The 20,670-nt window shown below is 60.7% G+C and carries 17 protein-coding genes; 3 read left to right on the top strand and 14 right to left on the bottom strand.

The window, feature by feature from the left end:
- Positions 1 to 2: 2 nt before the first annotated feature.
- A complete protein-coding gene (locus LIN44_RS03785; protein ID WP_227313566.1) occupies positions 3 to 1,649 on the bottom strand; it encodes an isovaleryl-CoA dehydrogenase in 1,647 nt (548 codons plus the stop codon).
- Between the two features lie 90 nt (positions 1,650 to 1,739).
- Between LIN44_RS03785 and LIN44_RS03780 the strand changes: the two genes are divergently transcribed.
- Positions 1,740 to 2,564 carry a PaaX family transcriptional regulator C-terminal domain-containing protein gene (locus LIN44_RS03780; protein WP_227313565.1) on the top strand — a complete coding sequence of 275 codons (825 nt, stop codon included), beginning with the start codon at positions 1,740 to 1,742 and terminating at the stop codon, positions 2,562 to 2,564.
- Between the two features lie 96 nt (positions 2,565 to 2,660).
- Here the strand turns inward: LIN44_RS03780 and LIN44_RS03775 are convergent, their stop codons facing one another.
- The 5 genes from LIN44_RS03775 to LIN44_RS03755 all read right to left on the bottom strand — a co-directional run bounded on the left by LIN44_RS03775 (position 2,661) and on the right by LIN44_RS03755 (position 6,851).
- On the bottom strand, positions 2,661 to 3,191 hold the full coding sequence (locus tag LIN44_RS03775; RefSeq protein ID WP_227314334.1) for a DUF6496 domain-containing protein: 531 nt from the start codon (positions 3,189 to 3,191) through the stop codon (positions 2,661 to 2,663).
- A 322-nt stretch (positions 3,192 to 3,513) separates the two neighbouring features.
- A complete protein-coding gene (locus LIN44_RS03770) occupies positions 3,514 to 4,014 on the bottom strand; it encodes a GNAT family N-acetyltransferase (RefSeq protein WP_227313564.1) in 501 nt (166 codons plus the stop codon).
- Positions 4,015 to 4,045: 31 nt separating this feature from the next.
- Complete coding sequence (locus LIN44_RS03765; protein ID WP_227313563.1) at positions 4,046 to 5,029, bottom strand: phosphotransferase enzyme family protein; 984 nt, start codon at positions 5,027 to 5,029, stop codon at positions 4,046 to 4,048.
- Positions 5,030 to 5,032: 3 nt separating this feature from the next.
- Positions 5,033 to 6,619, bottom strand: coding sequence for an asparagine synthase-related protein (locus tag LIN44_RS03760; protein ID WP_227313562.1), 1,587 nt, complete (start codon positions 6,617 to 6,619; stop codon positions 5,033 to 5,035).
- Between the two features lie 40 nt (positions 6,620 to 6,659).
- Entirely contained in the window at positions 6,660 to 6,851 is a 192-nt protein-coding gene (locus LIN44_RS03755; protein WP_227313561.1) for a hypothetical protein, read from the bottom strand.
- A 271-nt stretch (positions 6,852 to 7,122) separates the two neighbouring features.
- On the opposite strand from LIN44_RS03755, the gene LIN44_RS03750 reads away from it, so the two are divergent.
- Complete coding sequence (locus tag LIN44_RS03750; protein WP_370641638.1) at positions 7,123 to 8,139, top strand: LysR family transcriptional regulator; 1,017 nt, start codon at positions 7,123 to 7,125, stop codon at positions 8,137 to 8,139.
- 430 nt (positions 8,140 to 8,569) lie between these two features.
- Complete coding sequence (locus LIN44_RS27610; protein ID WP_227313560.1) at positions 8,570 to 8,785, top strand: SymE family type I addiction module toxin; 216 nt, start codon at positions 8,570 to 8,572, stop codon at positions 8,783 to 8,785.
- 167 nt (positions 8,786 to 8,952) lie between these two features.
- On the opposite strand, the gene LIN44_RS03740 is transcribed toward LIN44_RS27610, so the two are convergent.
- The 8 genes from LIN44_RS03740 to LIN44_RS03705 all read right to left on the bottom strand — a co-directional run bounded on the left by LIN44_RS03740 (position 8,953) and on the right by LIN44_RS03705 (position 20,649).
- Complete coding sequence (locus tag LIN44_RS03740; RefSeq protein WP_227313559.1) at positions 8,953 to 10,071, bottom strand: SAVED domain-containing protein; 1,119 nt, start codon at positions 10,069 to 10,071, stop codon at positions 8,953 to 8,955.
- 10 nt (positions 10,072 to 10,081) lie between these two features.
- On the bottom strand, positions 10,082 to 10,504 hold the full coding sequence (locus LIN44_RS03735) for a Mov34/MPN/PAD-1 family protein (RefSeq protein WP_227313558.1): 423 nt from the start codon (positions 10,502 to 10,504) through the stop codon (positions 10,082 to 10,084).
- 35 nt (positions 10,505 to 10,539) lie between these two features.
- Positions 10,540 to 12,249, bottom strand: a complete 1,710-nt coding sequence (locus tag LIN44_RS03730; protein ID WP_227313557.1) for a ThiF family adenylyltransferase — start codon at positions 12,247 to 12,249, stop codon at positions 10,540 to 10,542.
- The gene (locus LIN44_RS03725; RefSeq protein WP_227313556.1) at positions 12,246 to 13,460 is read right to left on the bottom strand and encodes a nucleotidyltransferase; all 1,215 of its coding nucleotides are present in this window, start codon (positions 13,458 to 13,460) and stop codon (positions 12,246 to 12,248) included. Before LIN44_RS03725 ends, LIN44_RS03730 begins: the two co-directional genes overlap by 4 nt.
- 155 nt (positions 13,461 to 13,615) lie before the next feature.
- Complete coding sequence (locus LIN44_RS03720) at positions 13,616 to 14,803, bottom strand: ribonucleotide-diphosphate reductase subunit beta (protein ID WP_227313555.1); 1,188 nt, start codon at positions 14,801 to 14,803, stop codon at positions 13,616 to 13,618.
- Positions 14,804 to 14,959: 156 nt separating this feature from the next.
- A complete protein-coding gene (locus tag LIN44_RS03715) occupies positions 14,960 to 17,899 on the bottom strand; it encodes a ribonucleoside-diphosphate reductase subunit alpha (RefSeq protein ID WP_227313554.1) in 2,940 nt (979 codons plus the stop codon).
- Positions 17,900 to 18,394: 495 nt separating this feature from the next.
- Positions 18,395 to 19,015 carry a 1,6-anhydro-N-acetylmuramyl-L-alanine amidase AmpD gene (gene ampD / locus LIN44_RS03710; RefSeq protein ID WP_227313553.1) on the bottom strand — a complete coding sequence of 207 codons (621 nt, stop codon included), beginning with the start codon at positions 19,013 to 19,015 and terminating at the stop codon, positions 18,395 to 18,397.
- On the bottom strand, positions 19,012 to 20,649 hold the full coding sequence (locus tag LIN44_RS03705) for a sigma-54 dependent transcriptional regulator (RefSeq protein WP_227313552.1): 1,638 nt from the start codon (positions 20,647 to 20,649) through the stop codon (positions 19,012 to 19,014). Before LIN44_RS03705 ends, ampD begins: the two co-directional genes overlap by 4 nt.
- Between the last annotated feature and the right edge of the window lie 21 nt (positions 20,650 to 20,670).

Genomic DNA, 20,670 nt, shown 5'->3' with positions numbered 1-20,670 from the left:
GATCACGCCATCAGGCTGGCGCGGTCAATCAACTGTGCAATCGGCGCTTGTGGGTCCAGCGTGCCATATGCAAAGCCACTGTCTTGTGTCAGGCGGGCGCGGCAGAAGGCATTGGCGATCCCATCATTGCCGGAGGTCAACAGCAGCGCCGCCTGAAGGGCCAATGCCGTTCGCTCCACCACCAGCCGGCTGCGCGCCTCCAGCACGCTCGGGTCTTCGAACGCCTTTTGCAGCCAGGCCACATGCTGGTCATAGGCATCTTGCAATCCGCGCGCGGCCCGGAGTTCCTTGAACAAGGCGTCGCGAACCCCCGGCTCCTTCTGCAGGGCCCGCAGGACGTCCAGGCACTGCACGTTGCCGCTGCCCTCCCAGATCGAATTCAAAGGCGCTTGCCGATAGAGCCGCGGCAGGATGTTCTCCTCGACGTATCCGATCCCGCCCAGGCATTCCTGCGCTTCGTTGATATGCGCAGGCGTGCGCTTGCAGACCCAGTATTTGCCGATGGCGGTTCCGATACGGGCGAGCGCGGCCTCATGGGGATCGCGCTGCGACGCGTCCACGGCGGACGCGATACGCATCGCAAGCGCGATGGCTGCCTCGCTCTCCAGTGCAAGGTCGGCCAGCACATTGCGCATCAGCGGCTGGTCAATCAGCAAACGCCCAAATGCCTTGCGCTGGCGCGTGTGATGGAGCGCCTGCACAATGGCCTGCCGCATCTGCCCGGCCGAGCCGACAATGCAATCCAGCCGGGTCAGCGCCACCATCTCGATAATCGTCGCGACACCACGCCCTTCCTCGCCAACCAGTTGAGCCGTCGCTCCCTGGAACTCGACCTCGGACGATGCATTGCTCCAGTCGCCCAGCTTGTCCTTCAAGCGCTGGATCCGGACCGCATTCAGCGAGCCGTCGGGAAGGACACGGGGCAACAGAAAGCAACTCAGGCCGCCCTCCGCCTGCGCCAGGACCAGATGCGCATCGCACATCGGCGCCGAAAAGAAGAACTTGTGCCCGACGATCTCGTACGTGCCATCGCGTTGCAGCAGTGCCCGCGTGGTATTGCTGCGCACATCCGAGCCGCCCTGCTTTTCCGTCATGCCCATGCCGATCGTGCACGCGGTCTTCTCGTGGGCAGGCAGGGTGCGCGGGTCGTACTCGCTGGCAGTCACCCGAGGGATCCATGCGTCTGCAACCGCCGGAGACTTGCGCAGCGCCGGAATGGCCGCATGTGTCATCGTCAGCGGGCAGTTGGTGCCGGCGTCCGGCTGGCTGTTCAGATACACCAGGGCTGCCCGCGCTACGTGCGCGCCCGCGCGACCCTCATTCCGCCAGGAAAAGCTGTGCACCTGGCCCTGCATCGCGTGGCTCATCAGCTGATGGTAGGCGGGGTGAAACTCCACCGTATCAATGCGCCGGCCATACCGGTCAAAGCTGTGCAGCACCGGCTTGTGCCGGTTGGCCAGCTCGCCATACTCCATCATCGCTCCGCCGGTGACTTCACCGAAGGCCGCAAGGTGCTCGCTCGCCCATGCTCCGCCGTGCCGCGATACGGCCTCCTGCAATGCTTGATCCGTTGACCAGGCGTTATACGCGGGCAGCGGCAACGGCTGGTTCTGGACATCATGAGTGCTGAACTGTGACCTGGCTGACATGGGTAGACTCTCATCCGTGGAAGCAATATGAATATTACACAGCGTCGCACGTTTTGCAAAAACGAGTAATATCAGGAAGAACCCTAACCTATGGTTGAGCCATCAAAGGCCGCATTGGATGAGAGCGCTCCCGGCCCGGCAGCGCGCCGCCTGATTCTCAAGCTCCTGGTGGCATCAGAGACGGAGACCCTCGACGCCGCTGACGCCATCCGCGCCTGCGCGCTCTTCGGGATCTCGGACAACAATGCGCGGGTGGCGCTCACCCGCCTGGCGAGCGCTGATCTGATCGAGGCAGCGGGAAGAGGAACGTATCGGCTAGGCCCCGAAGGGCGCGCGCTGGGGGAGGACATCTCCGCCTGGCGAATCGCGGAGCAACGCGTGCGCCCCTGGGATGGCACTTGGATCGCCGTGTTGATTGCCGGCCTGGGACGAAGCGATCGCACGGCACTGCGAGCGCGCGAGCGCGCCCTGGCGCTCGTCGGCATGCGGCAGCTCGAGGAAGGCCTGTATGTTCGGCCGGATAACCTCGCCGGAGGCGTCGCCCATGCGCGCGAACGGCTCTACGGCCTTGGCGTCGAGAACAGTGCGCCGGTCTTTACGGTACGGGACTTCGACGCCGGGCTGGAATCGAAGGCTCGCGGCCTGTGGAACGGGAAGGAGCTTGTGAAAGGCTACCGCGAGAGCAAGCGTCTGCTTGAAAAATCGGAGGCCAAACTCGACACACTGCCATTGGAGCTGGCCGCCAAGGAATCCTACCTGCTCGGCGACCAGGCGATCCGGCAACTGGTGTTCGATCCGATGCTGCCCGAGCCGCTTGTGAGCGTGGCGGATCGTGTCGCTTTTGGGAGTCAGGTACGTCGTTATGACGAAGTGGGTCGCTCCATCTGGCAGCGGTTTTTGGCGGCGCGGGGTTAGGCGCTGGCGCCTGATCGGCGCCGTTGAAGGCCGGGGCGTGACGGCAATACCAATGTTCCGTAGCACGCACCCGCCCTCCACGCTCGAAACACCTGCCTAACGGGGCTTCTGTTCTGCCCGCTTGTTCGCAGCACGCGTGCGCGCTGCCTTCTGGGCTGCTTCGGATCGTGCGGCCGCACCCTTTGTCCTGGCAGCCTTCTCGGCCGCCGCGGAGCGCTCTGCCGCAGTACGCTTGCTGGCCGCGCGCTTGGCCTGGGTTGACAGCGCCTGATGCGAGGCCCCGGCCGTACTCTCTCGCTTGAGCGCCTTGATGGCGGCACTGCGACGCTTGGCCGTGCTTTCGGAACTAGGCCGCTTTGGCGTCTTTTCACCGGCACTCTTGGCAGCGGGCTTGGCCACGCTCTTGGCCGCCGCGGATTTGGTACTCGCCTTAGGCGGCAGTTCGACGCCAGCGCGGCGCGCTTCCGATAAGCCGATGGCGATGGCCTGCTTGGCCGAGCGCACACCATGCTTGCCATGGCGGACCGCTTCGATCTCGTCGCGAACAAAATGACCGGCCTGGGTGCTCGGCGCCTTTCCCGCTCGTTTGTCCGCCCTTGCCTGCGAGATGCTGGATGCTTTTGGCATGATGGTCTCCATGATGTTGGCGAAGTTGTTGGAACGACGCATATGCCATGCCAGGCTTTTAGAGAGCTGGAAGCCGTCACTTGGAAGGAAATCGGCGTTGCGGCAGAGTGCGAAAGCTGCACGCTGTGCGTTGAATCTACAAAGCGGCTCGATGCGGCAGCGTATTCCCGCTGACTTGCACCGGGTTGATGTAAGCAGTGATCAACGACCTGCACATCGGCAACCATGCCAACGCAAGAATGTTCAGGTCGCTGTTGGATAAGGTCCGGTTCGATGGCGGGCCGATGTCTCATGAGAGCATCACAACCGGATCATTAACTAGCTAGCTGACCCACCCCTGAGTGCCGACTCGCCGTTGCCACCCGACGAAAAGAGGCGGCATTGCCAACCCGGCCGCCGTTGATGTCGTGAAGCCTCGAGCCCTGAGTAGCCGGATGCAGCCCTCGTTATCTCGGTGACACAGCGCTTTGATTGTTCTCAGCCCCGGTCCAATACGGTTACCGGCACGCAGCGCTTCTTCGAGTAGCAAACCGCCAATCCCCTTGCCCTGATAGCGAGGATCCACGCCAAATTCGACGTGAGCGCTGTCCCCCGTAACGGAGAAGAGCAAAACGCCATACCCCTGACTAGTGCCGTCAACGTCCGCCACAGCAAACACGCCGCGGCGGGCGCGCTGCGCTTCCAGCTTGAACAAGAACTCATCTTCCATGGACTGTGGATCGTTGATTCTTCGCGCTATCCATCGGTTGAACGCCTCGTCGGAATGCAGAAGCTTGTACCATTCGAGATCGCTATGCCTCACAGTGCGGATCTCAATCTTCATGGGAGCCCCTTCGCTGGAATTTTCTTCTTGCTTACGCGGACCAACGGTCAATGGCCAGCTGACCTGACACTGCGCGGTAGCTCAGATCATCCAAGCGCCTGCACAGCTCACGCCATGTAGGCTCATCCAGTACACAGTAGTCAAGCAGAAAGCCGATCGATCTGATCTCGTTAAGCAGGATCAGAGCAGAGATCGCATGGAGAAACCTCGGGGAACCATGCAACGCTGGCATATAGGCATTGACGAACGCACGCCATAAAGATGCTGAATCGTCTCGGCCTTCGGTCTCGAGCCACCATCCAATGGTGGCCAGGTCAAACCATTGCGGCCCGCATCCACAGTCGTCGAAGTCGAACAACGTGACTCGCCTGCCTTCGATCCGCATATTCGCAATTCGGATATCGCCATGGCAGAAGCCGATGGGCGTACCCGTAGGCGGCCAACCAGCAGCCGCCAAGTGCTTGCAACGGTCCCTGACTGTCGCTGCTGCGCTACCGGCAAAGGCGAACGCTTCGCCCAAACGGTTCAGCGTCCGATATGCCTCACCAAGCTCTGCAATATGTCTGTTTGGTGCGAGCTCGCCCAACGCAGGCTGCGCATGAAGACGCTTCAGCGCGTGCGCGGCTGCAGCGAGATCATCACAGGTCATCTCCAAAGGACGTCCCACTGCGGCGTCAAACAAAGCTGCATGACGTATGGCACCGTCCGACAAGGCAAGACGAAAGCGCCTTCGTCCACGGAGCGTTGAATGTGCACTCGATACTTCCAGCAGTTCATCCCGATCGATTCGCGCTAGCAAACGCAGCTCGGCGTCGATCTCGACTTCGCCTCGTCCATGAGTTCTGTACAGACGTAGGTAGTAGGTTCGATCGGCAGAATCCGTCAGCGAGAATGTTCGATTCACCCCGCGCACGACTTCATGCACGTCGATCGCGTCTATGCCGTAGACGGTTGCGGCGGCCCGCCGCACCATTGCGACGTCGCCAGCGGATTGGGTTTCGCGATCAATGGTCATCGCCTATGTGACCTGCCTCATGAATCGCTCAAGGAACAGGAAGATCGCCAGCGGAGCCATCGCCGCAGTATCACGCGTATCAGCGACGCCCTTCAACACGCTTTGCACCGCCTTCATATCGACCAGACCGAAGTCGGCAAGTGCACATTCGCGGAGCTGTACATTTATTCGATCGTAATGAAGCGAGATGGCCTCCGGCAGTACGTAGTCGAATGTCTCCTTCTTATAGCCAATGGGAAACAGATCTTCTCTCAAATGCCTGCGAAGATACTGGCGAAGCAGTCGACGTTCGCCGCGAAACTTGACCGGCAGTCGATGGCAGAATCCGATCAGGTTCGGGTCACACAACGGATTCACTGGCCACAGTCCAAGCCGCATCATATAGGGCGAGCGAGCGACATGTGCTAGCAGCGCGGTTTGCGGAATGGTGCTGGTCGGTGCACAGTAAAGCGGCTCAGTATCCGCGGCAACACGTGCCCGGCGGCTCAGCATTGACCGAGCGATCTTCTCCGCGGCTATCAGTTTCGAAGGTTTCACCCTGCTTGCAGACGGCTGGTCCGTTTCGTATCGCGGAAACAGCTCGTCGCCGCCTATTCCCGTCAGGACGGCATGGCAACCTTTCGTTGCCGCCTGTCGCCATAGCGCATCGAAGGCCTCGATGTAAAACTCACCAAGAGGATGCTCTGGTGCCCTCACAGAAGAATCCAAATCAACAACGGGCATGTAGGCTGACATGTCTAGCGACACATCCTCAAGAACGAGCGTCTGCACGATCGAACGCCGCCGCCTGCTTTGCACGTTTCGGTCAGGCTGGGCGAGTACGATGCCAGCCGAACGCAAAGGGGCACCGGAGAGTTGCGTTGTGGCGACTGCAACTGAGGCGGAATCCATGCCTCCGCTAAGTTCCACCAGACATCCGCTCGCATCAAAGGGCCGTGCACCGGTTGCGCTCGCCATACAGGCCTCGAACGCACCAAGTACATCCACACCTTCCTGCAAGGCGTGCGGCGAAAACGTTGGCGCAGCGGAAGGGTAGATAAATGATGCGCCCTCGGCATCAACGAGAAGCGAGGAACGCTCGGTCAGCAGTGCGATTCCTGTACAAACCTGGCGACTAGCGTAGAAGGTGCGCAGACCTAGAACATGAGCCAGCACCTCAAAGTCCGCGGCGTGACCTCCGCGAGAAACCACGTCTGCGCAGTCCCATGACAACTCGACATGCCCCGTGCCGACTGCAGCATAGAGAGGAGCAACGCCCAGTTGGCCCAAGGTAACCCGAACTTGCGCACTTGTCCCGTTCGATACGGCTTCCACTAGCACATAGTCGAGTGGCCAATCCAAGATATCTTTGTGAACTCCGGCATAGTCTTCGAACGACAATATGCCGCACGCGGATGGAAAATGTTCCGCCGGCTCATGCTTATTGCGTTCAAGTACGGCGTAAAGCCAACGATTCTCCCCTTGTGCGAATAGAGAGCAGAGGCATGGGTTCGGAAATGCTGAAATCTCGCTACTCCCAAACCGAATGCCTCCGGCACACCTGCGAGGCGTCCGCGACAGATCTTCGATGTTAATCCTTGCCTTCAACATGGCAAGCCTCCGTGCGCGGCGTCAATTCCGCAACGGGTAGTCACATATAGGCCAGGGTTGAACTGTCTCCGGGAAACCGATTCTTTGGCATCGCCGGCTTCGGCCGTACGTTCTCAAGCGGTGCTGCGATTGATGTGCATGGATCGGTAGAGATCAGATCCTTGTAGACGTTACGCAGGATCACCGGTCGGGCTGAAGCGCGAATGGCTTCATGGTTACCAAGTGCAGTCATTTTCATCTCCTTAAAACGTCGATCGAATCGGCAGAGTCAAGACGCTCGTCGATTCGTCTCAATGCTAGGCGAGCAAGGGACTCTCGCTGCAGATGAATTTCCGGCGGAGCTACCGGATATCTCAATATCTGAGCTTGGTGCGACTACCATGCTCTGATGTAGATCAAGCTTGATAGCGTTGTCGGTATGGGATGAAGACTCAGCGTCCTAGACTCCAATCCACTCTCCAATGCGAGCGATGAATGGCCGACACCTGGTCAAGCCCTTCACCATGATGGGCCCGAGCGACACAACCTTGAGATCTCCTGATAGTTCCGGGACAGACGGGACGAGCAGCTTATCGCTTGCCAGGACGATCTTCGGACGGCTTATCAGGCAAGGACGTCTGCGGCAGCTTCAATTACTGGTGATGGTCGAAGAGTGTGGAAGCATTGCGCGTGCCGCCGCTGAGCTCTGCATGAGCCAGTCTGCCGCCACGCAAGCCCTGGCGGAGTTGGAGAGAGTTGTTGGAATGAGATTGTTCGAGCGGCACGCTCGCGGCATTCGACCCACAGCGAGTGGGCATGGATTGATATCGCATGCCCGTGAAGTCATTGTCAGAATCAGGCAGGCTGCGGAGTTCCTCGCAACCAGCAAACGGGGCACGACCAACGCGTTGCGCATCGGCTCCATACCAGCGGCTTCCTACGCACTGATCGCGCCGCTCTTGCCGGCCTTTTACAGACGGCATCCTGATGTGCACATCGACTTGGCGGAAGACACCGACGCGCGCTTGCTACCGGTGCTGATTGGCGGCGGTCTCGATGCCTTGTTCTGCAGGACACCGCTACAAATGCCGGCAGAACTCATGTTCGAGCCGCTGCTTGAAGACGATGCCATCATCGTCGCTGCATCGTCCCATCCGCTGTCCACGATGGCCAGCTTGGCTATCACCGCATTGGATGGTGCACGCTGGGTGCTACCCGCTTCGAGCGTCCAGTTGAGAGAGTTGTTCGATCGCGTAGTACTGAGCGCGCTGCCCGATGCCATGTTGTTTCCGCTCTCGACCATTTCCCTATCGGTGCTGGAAGGATTCCTGCAGCAGCCCGGCGCCGTTACACTTCTGCCACGCAGTGTGTCGAGGGGTCTGATCGCTAGCGGGCGCGTCCACCAACTTGACGTTGCTATCACGGCACCGCTGTCACCGCTTGGTGTTGTGTACAGCGCGGAAAGAGCCCCTGAACTGTTGCAGGCCTTCTTGTCGATTGCGCGGCAATGGATGGGAGATCGCAAGTCGATTGAGCCGTAGGCCTCAGGAGCAAGGGGTCTTGCGGTAGGAGCGCGTCGTTCCCCCGCGACCGGCTGGTCTGCAAGTATGGGTCTCGTACGACGCGGTGCAGTTCGCCGCCAGCGGCAATACCTCATGACTTGGATGACTTCCAGTGCGTTGTCGCAACGCCACCCGCGCCCCGCAACTCTCGCGCCATGGCAGGCTTCACCTGACTGAAGGGGCTGCTGGCTACGTCGATGACGGAGTCGAATCGCAGTGGTTGGGACTGTGGTCGCGCTGGGTGTCGGGACGCTAGTGGCGGGCGGGGGAGCGCGATACGACGTGTCCTTATAGGGGATTGCCAGCGGCAACGGTCTTACGTAGCCTCTATCTCGTCAAGTGCTGAACACACTCTTGCAGCGGACTTACCGCACCCGGACAGCTTGCGGACATTCTTTCAGGAGCCGCAGTGAAGATCAGATCCGCTTGCACGCACGTTCGGACTATCAAGATTAGTCAAACCCACTTCTCGGTTGTTCCAGGTATCAAAAATAACTTCACCGGATTGCGAGCGATACCTTGGATTCGGTTGCAAGGCGTTTGGTTAGAGCAAGCAGGATTCAGTATCGGTCAAACGGTGAAGCTGACGATACGGCGCAAGCGGATTGTTGTCCGGGTGGAATAAAAAATGAGGGGCAAGGACCGTCGGGGCATTGAGTCTGATCGCCACCAGATTCAACAAGAGAATGCAACGCACTAGGCTACACGGGCCGTTGAACGCAATAGTGCTGTCTGCTCAATACTCAATGACCATCGGATGGATAGATGCAGGTTGAATGGATCGCTCAAATCTTAGGCCGCATACGATTGGGGCTGAGGGCCGTCGACAATAACCAAACGGGCCTTTTGCTCCCCAGCAACTGGCATTTCGATTCCCCACGGATAACGCAGCGGTTGGGCCCGCTCGAACTGATAGACGATGAGCTTCGGCAAATTTCGTTTGTCATACCGACAAGAAAGATTGAATACGACGCTGTTTTGCCCGGCAAAGACCAAATGAATCCGTTCGACGCCCTTGGCATCGAGTTGCTTCAAGACCCCCAAGAACTGATCCGCAAGAGCGGATTGCTTGGCCTGAGACCAATGCGGCGACTGAAAATCAGGAAGCGTCATGCGAACAATCGGATGCGTAAAGGTGGTGTCCAGATCTTCTGACTTCACCATGTACGAAGCCGAGACGGCCAACACGATCTCGGGGGCGCGTTCGACTTCTTCTAACCCTGTGATCTCAAAACGTAAGCCGTCATCCTGCCCATCCAGTAGACGCCATCGACTGGTTGTCCGATCCCAGTCCATGACAACGACATCGCCTTCGTCATCCAATAGCACACCTGTCAGGAAGGTCAACGGAACCGCGGTCAGCCCTCCATAAACAGTCGACAAATCGCTTCTGTCATGTCCCTTCTGTGCCTGATGGAACCACGACTTCATGGTACTGATCCGCTGCAAAAGGTCCTCCGGTTCTACTATGACTCCATCCTGGCGTTGCCGCAGGTCCAGAAGATAGTCAATACGGATACCCGAGATGCTAGCAGGAACGGCAGCCGCCAATGGTGAACCGTCATCGTCCCGCAATCCACGTCCCTCAATGACAAGCACCTTCTTCCGCGAGAGCCTCTCTCGTTCGTTCGCGTAGCGCTTCCACGCCCACAGCGCACAGCCTAGCATTAGCAGAATGCAAGCTACAGTAACGCTCCAGACGATGCCGTCCGAAACGGAGCCGCCCGTCCCTATCTCGATGGAGCCGGGTTGGTTCCAGATAGGGCCGGTGTATTTGAACATCCAGCTCGCACCGTGAACTGCAACTAGAACCGCGACGGCTCCACGGAAAATCCAGCTCTCCGCGTTGCGCGCGCGAAACAGCCATCCTGTGGCAGAGCGGATCACAAAATCGAGGGTATCCCAGCGCATCGGCGATTCCTTAGTCGGTTGTGAGCTCGATAGGTACTGGCCTCTGGCCGCGCCGATGAAGACCTGCCGAGGCGATAAGGCGCCCCAGAGACCCAAGCTTCACGATTAGCAGTACAGCGAACTCGATATCTCTTTCTCCCTCAACCAAGTCCCGCATCGATAGGAGATCAACGTTGCTTGCTCGCACCGGAAAACCCGGATGCGAATGCCATTCACCCAGATAGTTAAACGCGCTGTAATTGTGACCTGTTCGCTCGAAGAACTTTTTAAGGGCGTGCCGATGATGGTCAGCATTGCGCACGAAATGAGCACGTTCTCCTGAAAACTCATCCAAGGAGAAGTCGACGATTATGAAATTCCCATAGGAAATTTCATGTCCCATGAGTATGCCGCCGATTTCCCGGAATCCATTTCTGCGCAGTGCCTGCTTCATGCGCTCAAGCACCTGCCCCGATATTCTGACCCGGATCACACTACCTCTTTCGGGAAAAGCGAGGAAAGAAGTTCTTTAAGGTCATCATCTTGAGATGCACCTTCTATTGACCCGCCCCACTGGCCTTCGGAATGAAAATCAATTGGCCAGGTTTCAAATGGTGCGCTGAAGATCCATTCGGCTGCCAGCCCAATTGCATAGGCCGACGATGGAAAAATGCTCTCGTCGCGTGTCAGGATATCTAACGCCAACCTGGATGCATGTCCGGCAATGACACTTACATCACCGTCATCTGCGATGAGCGGGAGTGCATGCTCTCGCTGCACTCCGTAGTTTGCTTCAACCTCCTGCCACGGCACACCATGAGCATCACACCAAGCACGGACTTGGGCTTTTGCGGCCATCGGTATCGGATCGAGATCCGGCCTCGCTCTTGCGATGACGCCACCAATCCCTCCTGCAAACACCTCGCACCAAACGATCGGTTTGCGCTGGCGGCGCGCGACCGCCGCAACCAAATTGAATGCTCGGGGATCGGCGGTTGCATCGATCAGCAGGTCAGCCTGAGCCAACTCCTCCAAGACGGACTCGGTTGTTCCGGCACTCTCCTGTTGGCCAAGGGCCACGCGCCGATTTGAAATCTCGGGATCGACGACAATGTCCCTAAGCCGAGCCGCTAAGGCATCAACCTTGTGTTGGCCAATGACCCGTGCATCGAGGTCGTTCCTAACGAGGTTTGCTTGGAAAAAGATATCGTCATCGATAAGCGTGAACTTTCGAATACCAGTTCTCGCAAGCGTAATGGCAATCTTTGACCCCACAGAACCACATCCGACGATTGCCACGCGCTTCTGTGCGAGTTCGGCGTGACCCGCCGGCAAGCGACCAGACGCGTCAGGAGCAATGATTACCTTATAGCCAAAAACCGTTTGTTTGCCTTGGTACGCATAGAGGTTCAGCGCAACCCAGTGCTCGGCATCCCCGAGAAGCACAAAGCCATCAAAGGGGTTTTCAGGAAGTTTCTCGGCGAGCTCGGGAAACTCAGTAGATAACAGCTCAGCGAAACGTGCCGGTTCCACGCGAAAATGGCTAATTTCCCGCTTTGTCCGAAACGCGAACCCCTTTGCTACGGATGAACCAGATGGCTTCGGGCCATTTTGCGACCATAGTGAGCCCTCATCCCCCACATCGACAAGACAAGCAACCCACGTCGGCTTTTCAACCCTGTCCCATGCAGTGATCGGTATAGGGACGTCGACAGGCAGTCCTGCAAGAACATTGATGGAACTCGCATCGAGCACAAACCTCATCCGCTCACCGCGGGCTTCCCGGCCAATCGACGCCTGATGAGCCGACCGAACAACGCCGGCTTCGTTTCCTCCTAGCCTTTCGCCTGAGAGCAGACGATATGCGCTCTCGACCATCATCGCACCGCTGATCGACGGATCCCAATTGTCCGGCCGGAATTCGAGACAGAGCTCTCCTCCGGGTCCATATTGGTGCCAAGAAAGTCTCTTATCGTCCCGCGGCAGCACCATAGGTGGTGAATCCGGGAATGTCGAAGGATAGGCAATGCAAAGACTGAACCTTTCCCCACTGTGCTCGACGTCGAAGTCCGCGACTAGCTTCAGGTCATCGCCGAGCCGCCAGTTGACATTGGAGAGCCATTCAGCACGCTCCAGCAATCTTGCGAGCTCGGCTTGCTCGGCCCTGGCACGGGAGGCTTCGGTCAGCCACCAGTTCATGCAAATCCCTTTGGCGTCGTCGGCACCCTAGGCGCATTACCGAAAGTAGGAACTGCCCCCGCCGGTGCAGCGGAGGCCGCACGCAGAAGCCCACCGCTACTTCCACCTACCCTCCGCACTGCCCGTTCCGACAACGCAGTTCCCATCCGTACGCCAACAGCTTCATTCATACTTTGCAACGTGGTGGCACGTGCAACACGGGCAAAATCTTGGCGGGCTTGCTCTAGCCACCGAAAAAATGCCTCAGCCTTCCGAGGCTCCCTCTCCCATTTGTCTGCGAAATTTTCGAATGGATCAGTAGGGTTCGGAATAATGTACTTGGTGCCGTCGTGACGGATGTATCGATCCATGCCCTCAAGAATCGAATAGAGGGCACCTGCGATGGTGTCTTGTTCGCCGTATGAATGCCCTGCCAGCGTGGTGATAATGACAGAAATGGGCTTCACATCAGGTTCGCTGGCGAACATGTTGTCCCGATGCCTCTTCAACAGCATTACGGCAGCCTGCAAGGGCGTATGCACGCGATAATCCGGCAATTTCTCGATACTTGCGGTGATGCCTTGCCTCCTCAACGACTCCACGAGGAGCTGCTTTTGCCGGAGGAGAATCGAGGCCATCCTCGACCTGAACCATTCCCCATATCCCTTAGGATTGGAACGTGGCCAAATATCCGACCGCAGTCGATAGGTCGGGACATCACGATCCGTGATGGCAATTGCCGAATCCGCCCACTTCGGGTCAAAGTGTGCTCGTTCAAGCAGAAGTTTCTGTTCTACGCCGTTCGGCAACGCAGGGACGACGTCCATGTGGAACTGGGCTCCATTTGCATAGGACAGGACCCAGCAGCGTCGGCCTTCACGTACCGGCTTGGTCATCCCCTTAGCGTCGTGATAAGCCTTGATTTCTTGCCCCAATAACTGCTTCAGGTCGAACTGCGTGAGATCGCTTTTTGTTAGCGTCCTTAGTTCACACACAGAGTCGATGTCATACTCTTCAGTGTCATTGATGGGCCGAATCGCAGTTCCAAGGCGAAACGATCCCTGCACATAGACTGCCGGACCGAAATTCCGAACTGAACTCTCTGGCCGATGGAACCAATCACCCAGGGACTTGTAGCTGGTCTCGGCCTGTTCGTACCGGGACACGGGAATAACAAGCTCTTCCACGAGTGCCTGTAGAAACTTCTCAACCTGAGGGTCTGTGCCTGCCATCCCAACTCCGTCTATCGATCAAGTTTTTACGGCGCCCGCAGACTACTTCCTGCGTTTTGCGTATAGACGCCCTTGTCCCATCACGAGGACATCTATACGGCATACCAAGGCAGACTTAGAGCCGTACCTGGACTGGCCTGCCTTCTTCTTTTTTATCAATCCCAGCTCAACGCCCCACCCGTCTGATACTCAATAACCCGAGTCTCAAAGAAGTTCCGCTCCTTCTTCAGATCAATCATCTCAGACATCCACGGGAACGGATTCTCCTCATTCGGGAACAGCTGATCCAACCCAATCTGCTGGCACCGACGATTGCAAATAAACCGCAGATAAGACTTAAACATCGGCGCATTCAGACCAAGAACACCGCGCGGCATGGTGTCCTCAGCGTATCGATACTCCAAATCCACCGCCTTCTTAAACAACTCCGTAATCTCAGCCTTAAACTCCGCCGTCCAAAGATGCGGATTCTCCAGCTTGATCTGATTAATCAGGTCGATACCAAAATTGCAGTGCAGCGACTCATCGCGCAGGATGTACTGGTACTGCTCCGCCGCCCCAGTCATCTTGTTCTGCCGCCCCATCGCCAGGATCTGCGTGAAGCCCACATAGAAGAACAGCCCTTCCATGATGCAGGCGAACACGATCAGCGACTTCAGCAGCTTCTGGTCGTTTTCCGGCGTGCCGGTCTTGAACGACGGGTCGGTCAGCGTGTCGATGAACGGGATCAGGAACTCGTCCTTGTCGCGGATCGACTGCACTTCGTGGTACGCGTTGAAGATCTCGGCTTCGTTCAGGCCGAGCGATTCAACGATGTACTGGTAGGCGTGCGTGTGGATGGCCTCTTCAAAGGCCTGGCGCAGCAGGTACTGGCGGCATTCCGGCGCGGTGATCTGGCGGTAGGTGCCCAGCACGATGTTGTTGGCGGCCAGCGAGTCGGCGGTGACGAAGAAGCCGAGGTTGCGCTTGATGATGCGGCGCTCGTCTTCGGTCAGGCCGTTGGGGTCTTTCCACAGGGCGATGTCGCGGGACATGTTGATTTCCTGCGGCATCCAGTGGTTGGCGCAGCCGGCCAGGTACTTTTCCCACGCCCACTTGTACTTGAACGGGACGAGCTGGTTGACGTCGGTCGAGCCGTTGATGACGCGCTTGTCGGCAGCGTTGACGCGGCGGTTGCTTTGCGCGGCGGCGGCGTTGGGGTTGTTGCCCAGGATGCCGGCTTGCGTGGCGCTCGGCGGCAGGACGCCTTGCTGGTCGGCGGTGGCTGCCGATGCAGCGGGTTGCAGGGCAGGCTGCGGTGCGGCCTGCGGGGTGGCTTGAACGTCGTCGTCCCAGCTCAGCATGATGTGGTTCTCCGTGATTCGGTTTGGGGGGCGCGGTGGTTGGTCAGGTTTGACGCTTTACTTCGTTGATGCGCCGGCCCTCACCCCCGCCCCTCTCCCGCAAGCGGGAGAGGGGAGCAAACAGGGGGTGGTTTTTGCTCTCTAGTCTTTTTTGCCTTATTGGCAGGCTTCGCACTCTTCGAAGCCGGGATCGCCCGGGCGCATGGTGCAAACCGCGCCTTCTGCTTCCGGCATGGCCGGTGCTGCGGCGGCGGCTGCGTCCATGGCGGAGCTGCTGTCGCTGCCCGACGACACCGCGTTCAGCGAGCCGCGCGACACGGTGGACTTCTCCACGTGGGTAGCCGCCATGGTGCGCAGGTAGTAGGTGGTCTTCAGGCCGCGCAGCCAGGCCAGCTTGTAGGTGTCGTCCAGCTTCTTGCCCGAGGCGCCGGCCATGTAGATGTTCAGGGACTGGGCCTGGTCGATCCACTTCTGGCGGCGGCTGGCGGCTTCGACCAGCCAGGTCGGCTCGACTTCGAAAGCCGTGGCGTAGATGTCGCGCAGGTCTTGCGGAATGCGGTCGATGCGGGCCAGCGAGCCGTCGAAGTACTTCAGGTCGGCGACCATCACTTCGTCCCACAGGCCGCGTTCCTTCAAGTCGCGCACCAGGTAGTCATTGACCACGGTGAACTCGCCCGACAGGTTGGACTTGACGTACAGGTTCTGGAAGGTCGGCTCGATGCACGCGGACACGCCGATGATGTTCGAGATCGTGGCGGTCGGGGCGATCGCGATGCAGTTCGAGTTGCGCATGCCGTGCTGCTTGATGCGGGCGCGCAGGCTGTCCCAGTCCATGGTGCTGGACAGGTCCACGTCCAGGTAGCCGCCGCGCTCTTCGGCCAGCAGCTTGAGCGAGTCCTGCGGCAGGATGCCGCGGTCCCACAGCGAGCCTTCGTAGGTGCTGTAGCGGCCGCGCTCTTCGGCCAGCTCGGTCGACGCCTGGTACGCGTAGTAGCACACGGCTTCCATCGAGGTGTCGGCGAACTTGACCGCGGCGTCGCTGGCGTACGGGGTGCGCAGCACGTGCAGGCAGTCCTGGAAGCCCATGATGCCCATGCCGACCGGACGGTGGCGCAGGTTGGAGTTGCGGGCCTTGTCGACGGCGTAGTAGTTGATGTCGATGACGTTATCGAGCATCCGCATGGCGGTGCGGATGGTCTTCTGCAGCTTGGCGTGGTCGAGGGCGTACGAGCCGTCGGCCTGCTTGGCCAGGTGGGCCACCAGGTTGACCGAGCCCAGGTTGCAGACGGCGATCTCGCTCTCGTTGGTGTTGAGCGTGATTTCCGTGCACAGGTTGGAGCTGTGGACGACGCCGACGTGCTGCTGCGGGCTGCGGATGTTGCACGGATCCTTGAAGGTGATCCACGGGTGGCCGGTCTCGAACAGCATGCCCAGCATCTTGCGCCACAGTTGCAGCGCGGGCAGCTTCTTGAACAGCTTCAGTTCGCCGCTGGCGGCCTTGGCTTCATAGCCCAGGTAGGCCTTTTCGAATTCCTTGCCGACCTTGTCGTGCAGGTCCGGGCAGGTGGCGGGCGAGAACAGCGTCCATTCGCCGTTTTCCATCACGCGCTTCATGAACAGGTCCGGAATCCAGTTGGCCGTGTTCATGTCGTGGGTGCGGCGGCGGTCGTCGCCGGTGTTCTTGCGCAGCTCCAGGAACTCTTCGATGTCCAGGTGCCACGTTTCCAGGTAGGCGCAGACCGCGCCCTTGCGCTTGCCGCCCTGGTTCACGGCGACGGCGGTGTCGTTCACCACCTTCAGGAACGGCACCACACCCTGGCTCTTGCCGTTGGTGCCCTTGATGTGCGAGCCCAGCGCCCGCACGTTGGTCCAGTCATTGCCCAGGCCGCCGGCAAACTTGGACAGCAGCGCGTTTTCCTTCAGCGCTTCGTAGATGCCTTCCAGGTCGTCCGAGACGGTGGTCAGGTAGCACGACGACAGCTGCGAGCGGCGGGTGCCGGAGTTGAACAGCGTCGGCGTGGACGACATGAAGTCGAACGACGACAGCAGCTGGTAGAACTCGATGGCGCGCGCTTCGCGGTCCTTCTCGTTCAGCGCCAGGCCCATGGCCACGCGCATGAAGAAGGCCTGCGGCATTTCGATGCGGGTTTCATCGATATGCAGGAAGTAGCGGTCGTACAGGGTCTGCAGGCCCAGGTAGTTGAACTGGAAGTCGCGGCCGGCGTCCAGCGCGGCGCCCAGGCGGGCCAGGTCGAAGGTGGCCAGCTTCTCGTCCAGCAGCTCAGCCTCGATGCCGCGCGCGATGAACTTGGGGAAGTATTCGGCGTAGCGCGTGGCCATCTCGGCCTGGGTCACTTCGGTGCCCAGGATTTCCTTGCGGATGGTGTGCAGCAGGATGCGGGCGGTGACCTGGCTGTAGTCCGGGTCCTTCTCGATCAGGGTACGCGCCGCCAGGATGGCGGAGTCGTACACCTGCGTCATCGGCACGCCTTCGTACAGGTTCTTCAGCGTTTCCTTCAGGATGGGCTCGGCGCTGACGGCATTGCCCAGGCCGGAGCAGGCGTTGTCGATCAGGGCGTGCAGCGCGACGATGTCGAGCGGCTTGGTCACGCCGGCGTCGGTCACGTTGATGGTGATGCCGGCTTCCTGCACGCGGGCCACGGCTTCGGCGCTGGCGCTGGCACGCTCGGCCTTGCGCTTCTCGCGGTACAGCACGTAGGCGCGGGCCACTTCATGCTCGCCCGAGCGCATCAGCGACAGCTCGACCTGGTCCTGCACGTCTTCGATATGGATGGCGCCACCGCTCGGGCGGCTGCGCACCAGCGCGCGCACCACGTTGTCGGTCAGCTGCTCGACGATCTCGCGCACGCGCGCGCTGGCGGCGCCCTGCCCGCCGTTGACGGCGAGGAAGGCCTTGGTCATGGCAACGGCGATCTTGGACGGCTCGAACGCCACCACGGCACCGTTGCGACGAATGATCTTGTGATCCGGGTAATTCGAGGTCGCGGCGCTGGGGGTCTGCTGCGTGGTCGAAGCCTGGCTGGCAACGCCGGCGGCGGCGCCACCCGTGGTGATTTCGTTCTGGGCCGTTTGCATGAGAACTCCTGTTTTTACCCTGGCTATTTAGAGACAAAAGAGTCCCTGGCGAAATGCGGCGAAAAAGAACGTCCCTCCCGGCTGCATAGCGGGTGCGACAGACTGCCTTTACGTGAACATTTCGCCAGGGACTCTTGTGATGCCGGCCTTGCGGGGGAGGTTTGCAGTCTATGCGCAGACGTGGCGGCTGCTGCCTCGCTCCTGGGGCCGGCTCCCCGGTTTGACTACTAGATATAGTGTGTGACTCGGAAAACTGGGCTAAGTATAGTGAAACGAATCCGAATGACCAGTCTTGACAACCGCTATTTCGGGCACGCCGGCGGCTGTGCGGCAGCGCCACATGCCCGCAAGCCTAGTACTCGCAAGGGTTTCGGCCAGACCGTTCGCAACTGCACATTTCACAAAAATTTTTTCGATTGTTGCGAGGTTGCGATAGCCCCACACCGACGTGGGGCATGTGCGCCGGGATGGGGCGCACAGGGGCGGGCAATGACGTTAGGAATCCGTCACGTTCTCTGCAGCGCCCCGGCCCTGGTAGGGCAGCATGCCCGGCGCCACGCCCGCCTGCCGGGCAAAGCGCGCCCAGTCGAAATGCGGGCCGGGATCGGTCTTTCGGCCTGGCGCGATGTCGCTGTGACCGGCAATCGCACGCACCGGGTAGGCGGCCATCAGCGCAGGCACCAGCGCCGCCACGGTGTCGTACTGGGCCAGCGTGAACGGCAGGTCGTCGCAGCCTTCAATCTCGATGCCGATCGAAAAATCGTTGCAGCGCGCGCGTCCGAAGAAGTCTGACTGCCCCGCATGCCAGGCCCGCTGCGTGCACGGCACGAACTGCACCAGCTCGCCCGTGCGCGTGACCAGGAAGTGCGCGGACACCTGGACCTGGTGGATGGTGGCAAAGAACGGATGCTTGTTCGGATCGAGCCGGTTCTGGAAAAAGGCCTCGATGTCGCCGCTGCCGAACTGGCCGGGCGGCAGGCTGATGTTGTGCAGCACCACCAGGTCCACCGGCATGCCGTCCGGGCGCGCATCGAAATTGGGCGATGGCACGCGGCGGGCGGCGGGAACCCAGCCGTCGGCATCGGGCAGATAGGCAGAACGCGCTGGCGCGGTCATGGCGTACCCTCGCCTTCCGCCGCGCCGCGGTCGGCGGCGTCCATGGCTTCGCGGATGCCCAGTTGCTGGATGCGGTAGCGCAGCTGGCGCAGGTTCAGGCCCAGCAGCGGCGCGGCCGCGGTGCGGTTGAAGTTGGTCTGCGCCAGCGCCTGCAGGATCAGCTCGCGCTCGACGGCCTCCAGTTTGGCGGGCAGGTCGATCGGGAAGACGATGCCGCGGCAGGCGCGCTCGGCGGGGTCGCTGGCGGGCTCGGGTTCGGGCGCTGCATGGGCGTGCATTGCCGGCGGCTGCGGCTCGGCCTGAACCGGCGCAGGTGTGGCCACGGCCGGCGCGGCCGGAACCCCCGCAGTGTCCCAGGGCGCGTAAGGGTATGGCGTCATCGGCTGGGGCACCATCGCCGGCGCCGGTGCAGGCATCAGCCCGGCGCGCCCGGCGCCGGCGTCCAGCGGGCCCAGGTCGGCCAGCTCGATGTCCTCGCTCTCGGCAAACGCGTAGGCGCGCTCGAGCAGGTTTTCCAGCTCGCGCACATTGCCCGGGAACGGATACGCCGCCAGCCGCTGCAGCGCCGCCGGCGACAGCCGCTTGGGGTGCGCATCGCCGTAGCGCACCGCCAGGTGGTCCAGGATGGCGCGCGCCAGCACCGGGATGTCTTCGCCGCGCTCGCGCAGCGTGGGCATGCGCAGCGCCAGCACGTTCAGCCGGTAATACAGGTCTTGCCGGAACTGCCCCGCCGCCACCATCGCGGCCAGGTCCTTGTGGCTGGCGCACATCACGCGCACGTCGACGGCGTCTTCGCGGCTGGCGCCGATCTTGCGCACGCGGCGCTCCTGCAGCGCGCGCAGCAGCTTGACCTGCATCGGCAACGGCAGGTCGGCCACCTCGTCGAGCAGCAGCGTGCCGCCGTTGGCGGCCTGGAAGAAGCCACCGCGTTCGGCGTCGGCGCCGGTGAACGCCCCTTTGACGTAGCCGAAGAACTCGGACTCCATCAGGTTCTCGGGGATGGCGCCGCAGTTGACGGCGACGAACGGATGGGCGGCGCGCGCGCTGGTGGCGTGGATGGCGCGCGCGGCGCGTTCCTTGCCGCTGCCGGATTCGCCGCTGATCACCACCGGCGCCATGCTGCGCGCCAGCCGCGACAGCGAGCGGCGCACCTCCTGCATCGCCGCGGAATGGCCTGGCAGCAGCGCGGCGGCGCGGTCGGCGGCCTGTTCCGCCGCCGTGGCGGCGTCGGCATCGGCGCTGTCGCGCGGCTGGCGGCCGAGCGCATTCAGCACCAGGCTGCGCAGCTGCTCCAGTGACACCGGCTTGGCGATGTAGTCGAAGGCGCCGGCCTTGAGCGCTTCCACCGCGTTGTCGGCGCTGCCGTAGGCGGTGATCACTGCCACCGGGATGCGCTCGGGCGCCGCCGACAGCTGACGCACGATCTCGATGCCCAGCCCGTCGCCCAGGCGCATGTCGGTCAGCACCAGGCTGTAGCGGCCCTGCGCCAGCCTGTCGCGCGCCTCGGCCAGCGAACCGGCCAGCACCACGTCATGGCCCATGCGGCGGATCGAGATGTCCAGCAGCTCGCGCAGGTCGGCCTCGTCGTCGATGACGAGGATGGGGTCGGGCGCGCGGGACATTCGGGGTGGCATGAGGATGGCGGGATGGAGACG

This window comes from Cupriavidus sp. MP-37 (genome assembly GCF_020618415.1).
In the GTDB taxonomy this organism is placed as follows: Bacteria; Pseudomonadota; Gammaproteobacteria; order Burkholderiales; family Burkholderiaceae; genus Cupriavidus.
Note: the sequence above shows the minus strand (reverse complement) of the source record. Positions and strands in the feature narration are given on the sequence as shown.

Excerpts from the sequence above, each read along its gene's own strand:
- LIN44_RS03775 (WP_227314334.1), bottom strand. The coding sequence starts at position 3,191 with ATGCCAAAAGCATCCAGCATCTCGCAGGCAAGGGCGGACAAACGAGCG.
- LIN44_RS03730 (WP_227313557.1), bottom strand. The coding sequence starts at position 12,249 with ATGAACTGGTGGCTGACCGAAGCCTCCCGTGCCAGGGCCGAGCAAGCC.
- LIN44_RS03750 (WP_370641638.1), top strand. The coding sequence starts at position 7,123 with ATGATGGGCCCGAGCGACACAACCTTGAGATCTCCTGATAGTTCCGGG.
- LIN44_RS03725 (WP_227313556.1), bottom strand. The coding sequence starts at position 13,460 with ATGGCAGGCACAGACCCTCAGGTTGAGAAGTTTCTACAGGCACTCGTG.
- LIN44_RS03715 (WP_227313554.1), bottom strand. The coding sequence starts at position 17,899 with ATGCAAACGGCCCAGAACGAAATCACCACGGGTGGCGCCGCCGCCGGC.
- LIN44_RS03770 (WP_227313564.1), bottom strand. The coding sequence starts at position 4,014 with ATGAAGATTGAGATCCGCACTGTGAGGCATAGCGATCTCGAATGGTAC.
- LIN44_RS03760 (WP_227313562.1), bottom strand. The coding sequence starts at position 6,619 with ATGTTGAAGGCAAGGATTAACATCGAAGATCTGTCGCGGACGCCTCGC.
- LIN44_RS03755 (WP_227313561.1), bottom strand. The coding sequence starts at position 6,851 with ATGACTGCACTTGGTAACCATGAAGCCATTCGCGCTTCAGCCCGACCG.
- LIN44_RS03765 (WP_227313563.1), bottom strand. The coding sequence starts at position 5,029 with ATGACCATTGATCGCGAAACCCAATCCGCTGGCGACGTCGCAATGGTG.
- LIN44_RS03720 (WP_227313555.1), bottom strand. The coding sequence starts at position 14,803 with ATGCTGAGCTGGGACGACGACGTTCAAGCCACCCCGCAGGCCGCACCG.
- LIN44_RS03740 (WP_227313559.1), bottom strand. The coding sequence starts at position 10,071 with ATGCGCTGGGATACCCTCGATTTTGTGATCCGCTCTGCCACAGGATGG.
- LIN44_RS03780 (WP_227313565.1), top strand. The coding sequence starts at position 1,740 with ATGGTTGAGCCATCAAAGGCCGCATTGGATGAGAGCGCTCCCGGCCCG.
- LIN44_RS03785 (WP_227313566.1), bottom strand. The coding sequence starts at position 1,649 with ATGTCAGCCAGGTCACAGTTCAGCACTCATGATGTCCAGAACCAGCCG.
- LIN44_RS03705 (WP_227313552.1), bottom strand. The coding sequence starts at position 20,649 with ATGCCACCCCGAATGTCCCGCGCGCCCGACCCCATCCTCGTCATCGAC.
- ampD (WP_227313553.1), bottom strand. The coding sequence starts at position 19,015 with ATGACCGCGCCAGCGCGTTCTGCCTATCTGCCCGATGCCGACGGCTGG.
- LIN44_RS03735 (WP_227313558.1), bottom strand. The coding sequence starts at position 10,504 with ATGAAGCAGGCACTGCGCAGAAATGGATTCCGGGAAATCGGCGGCATA.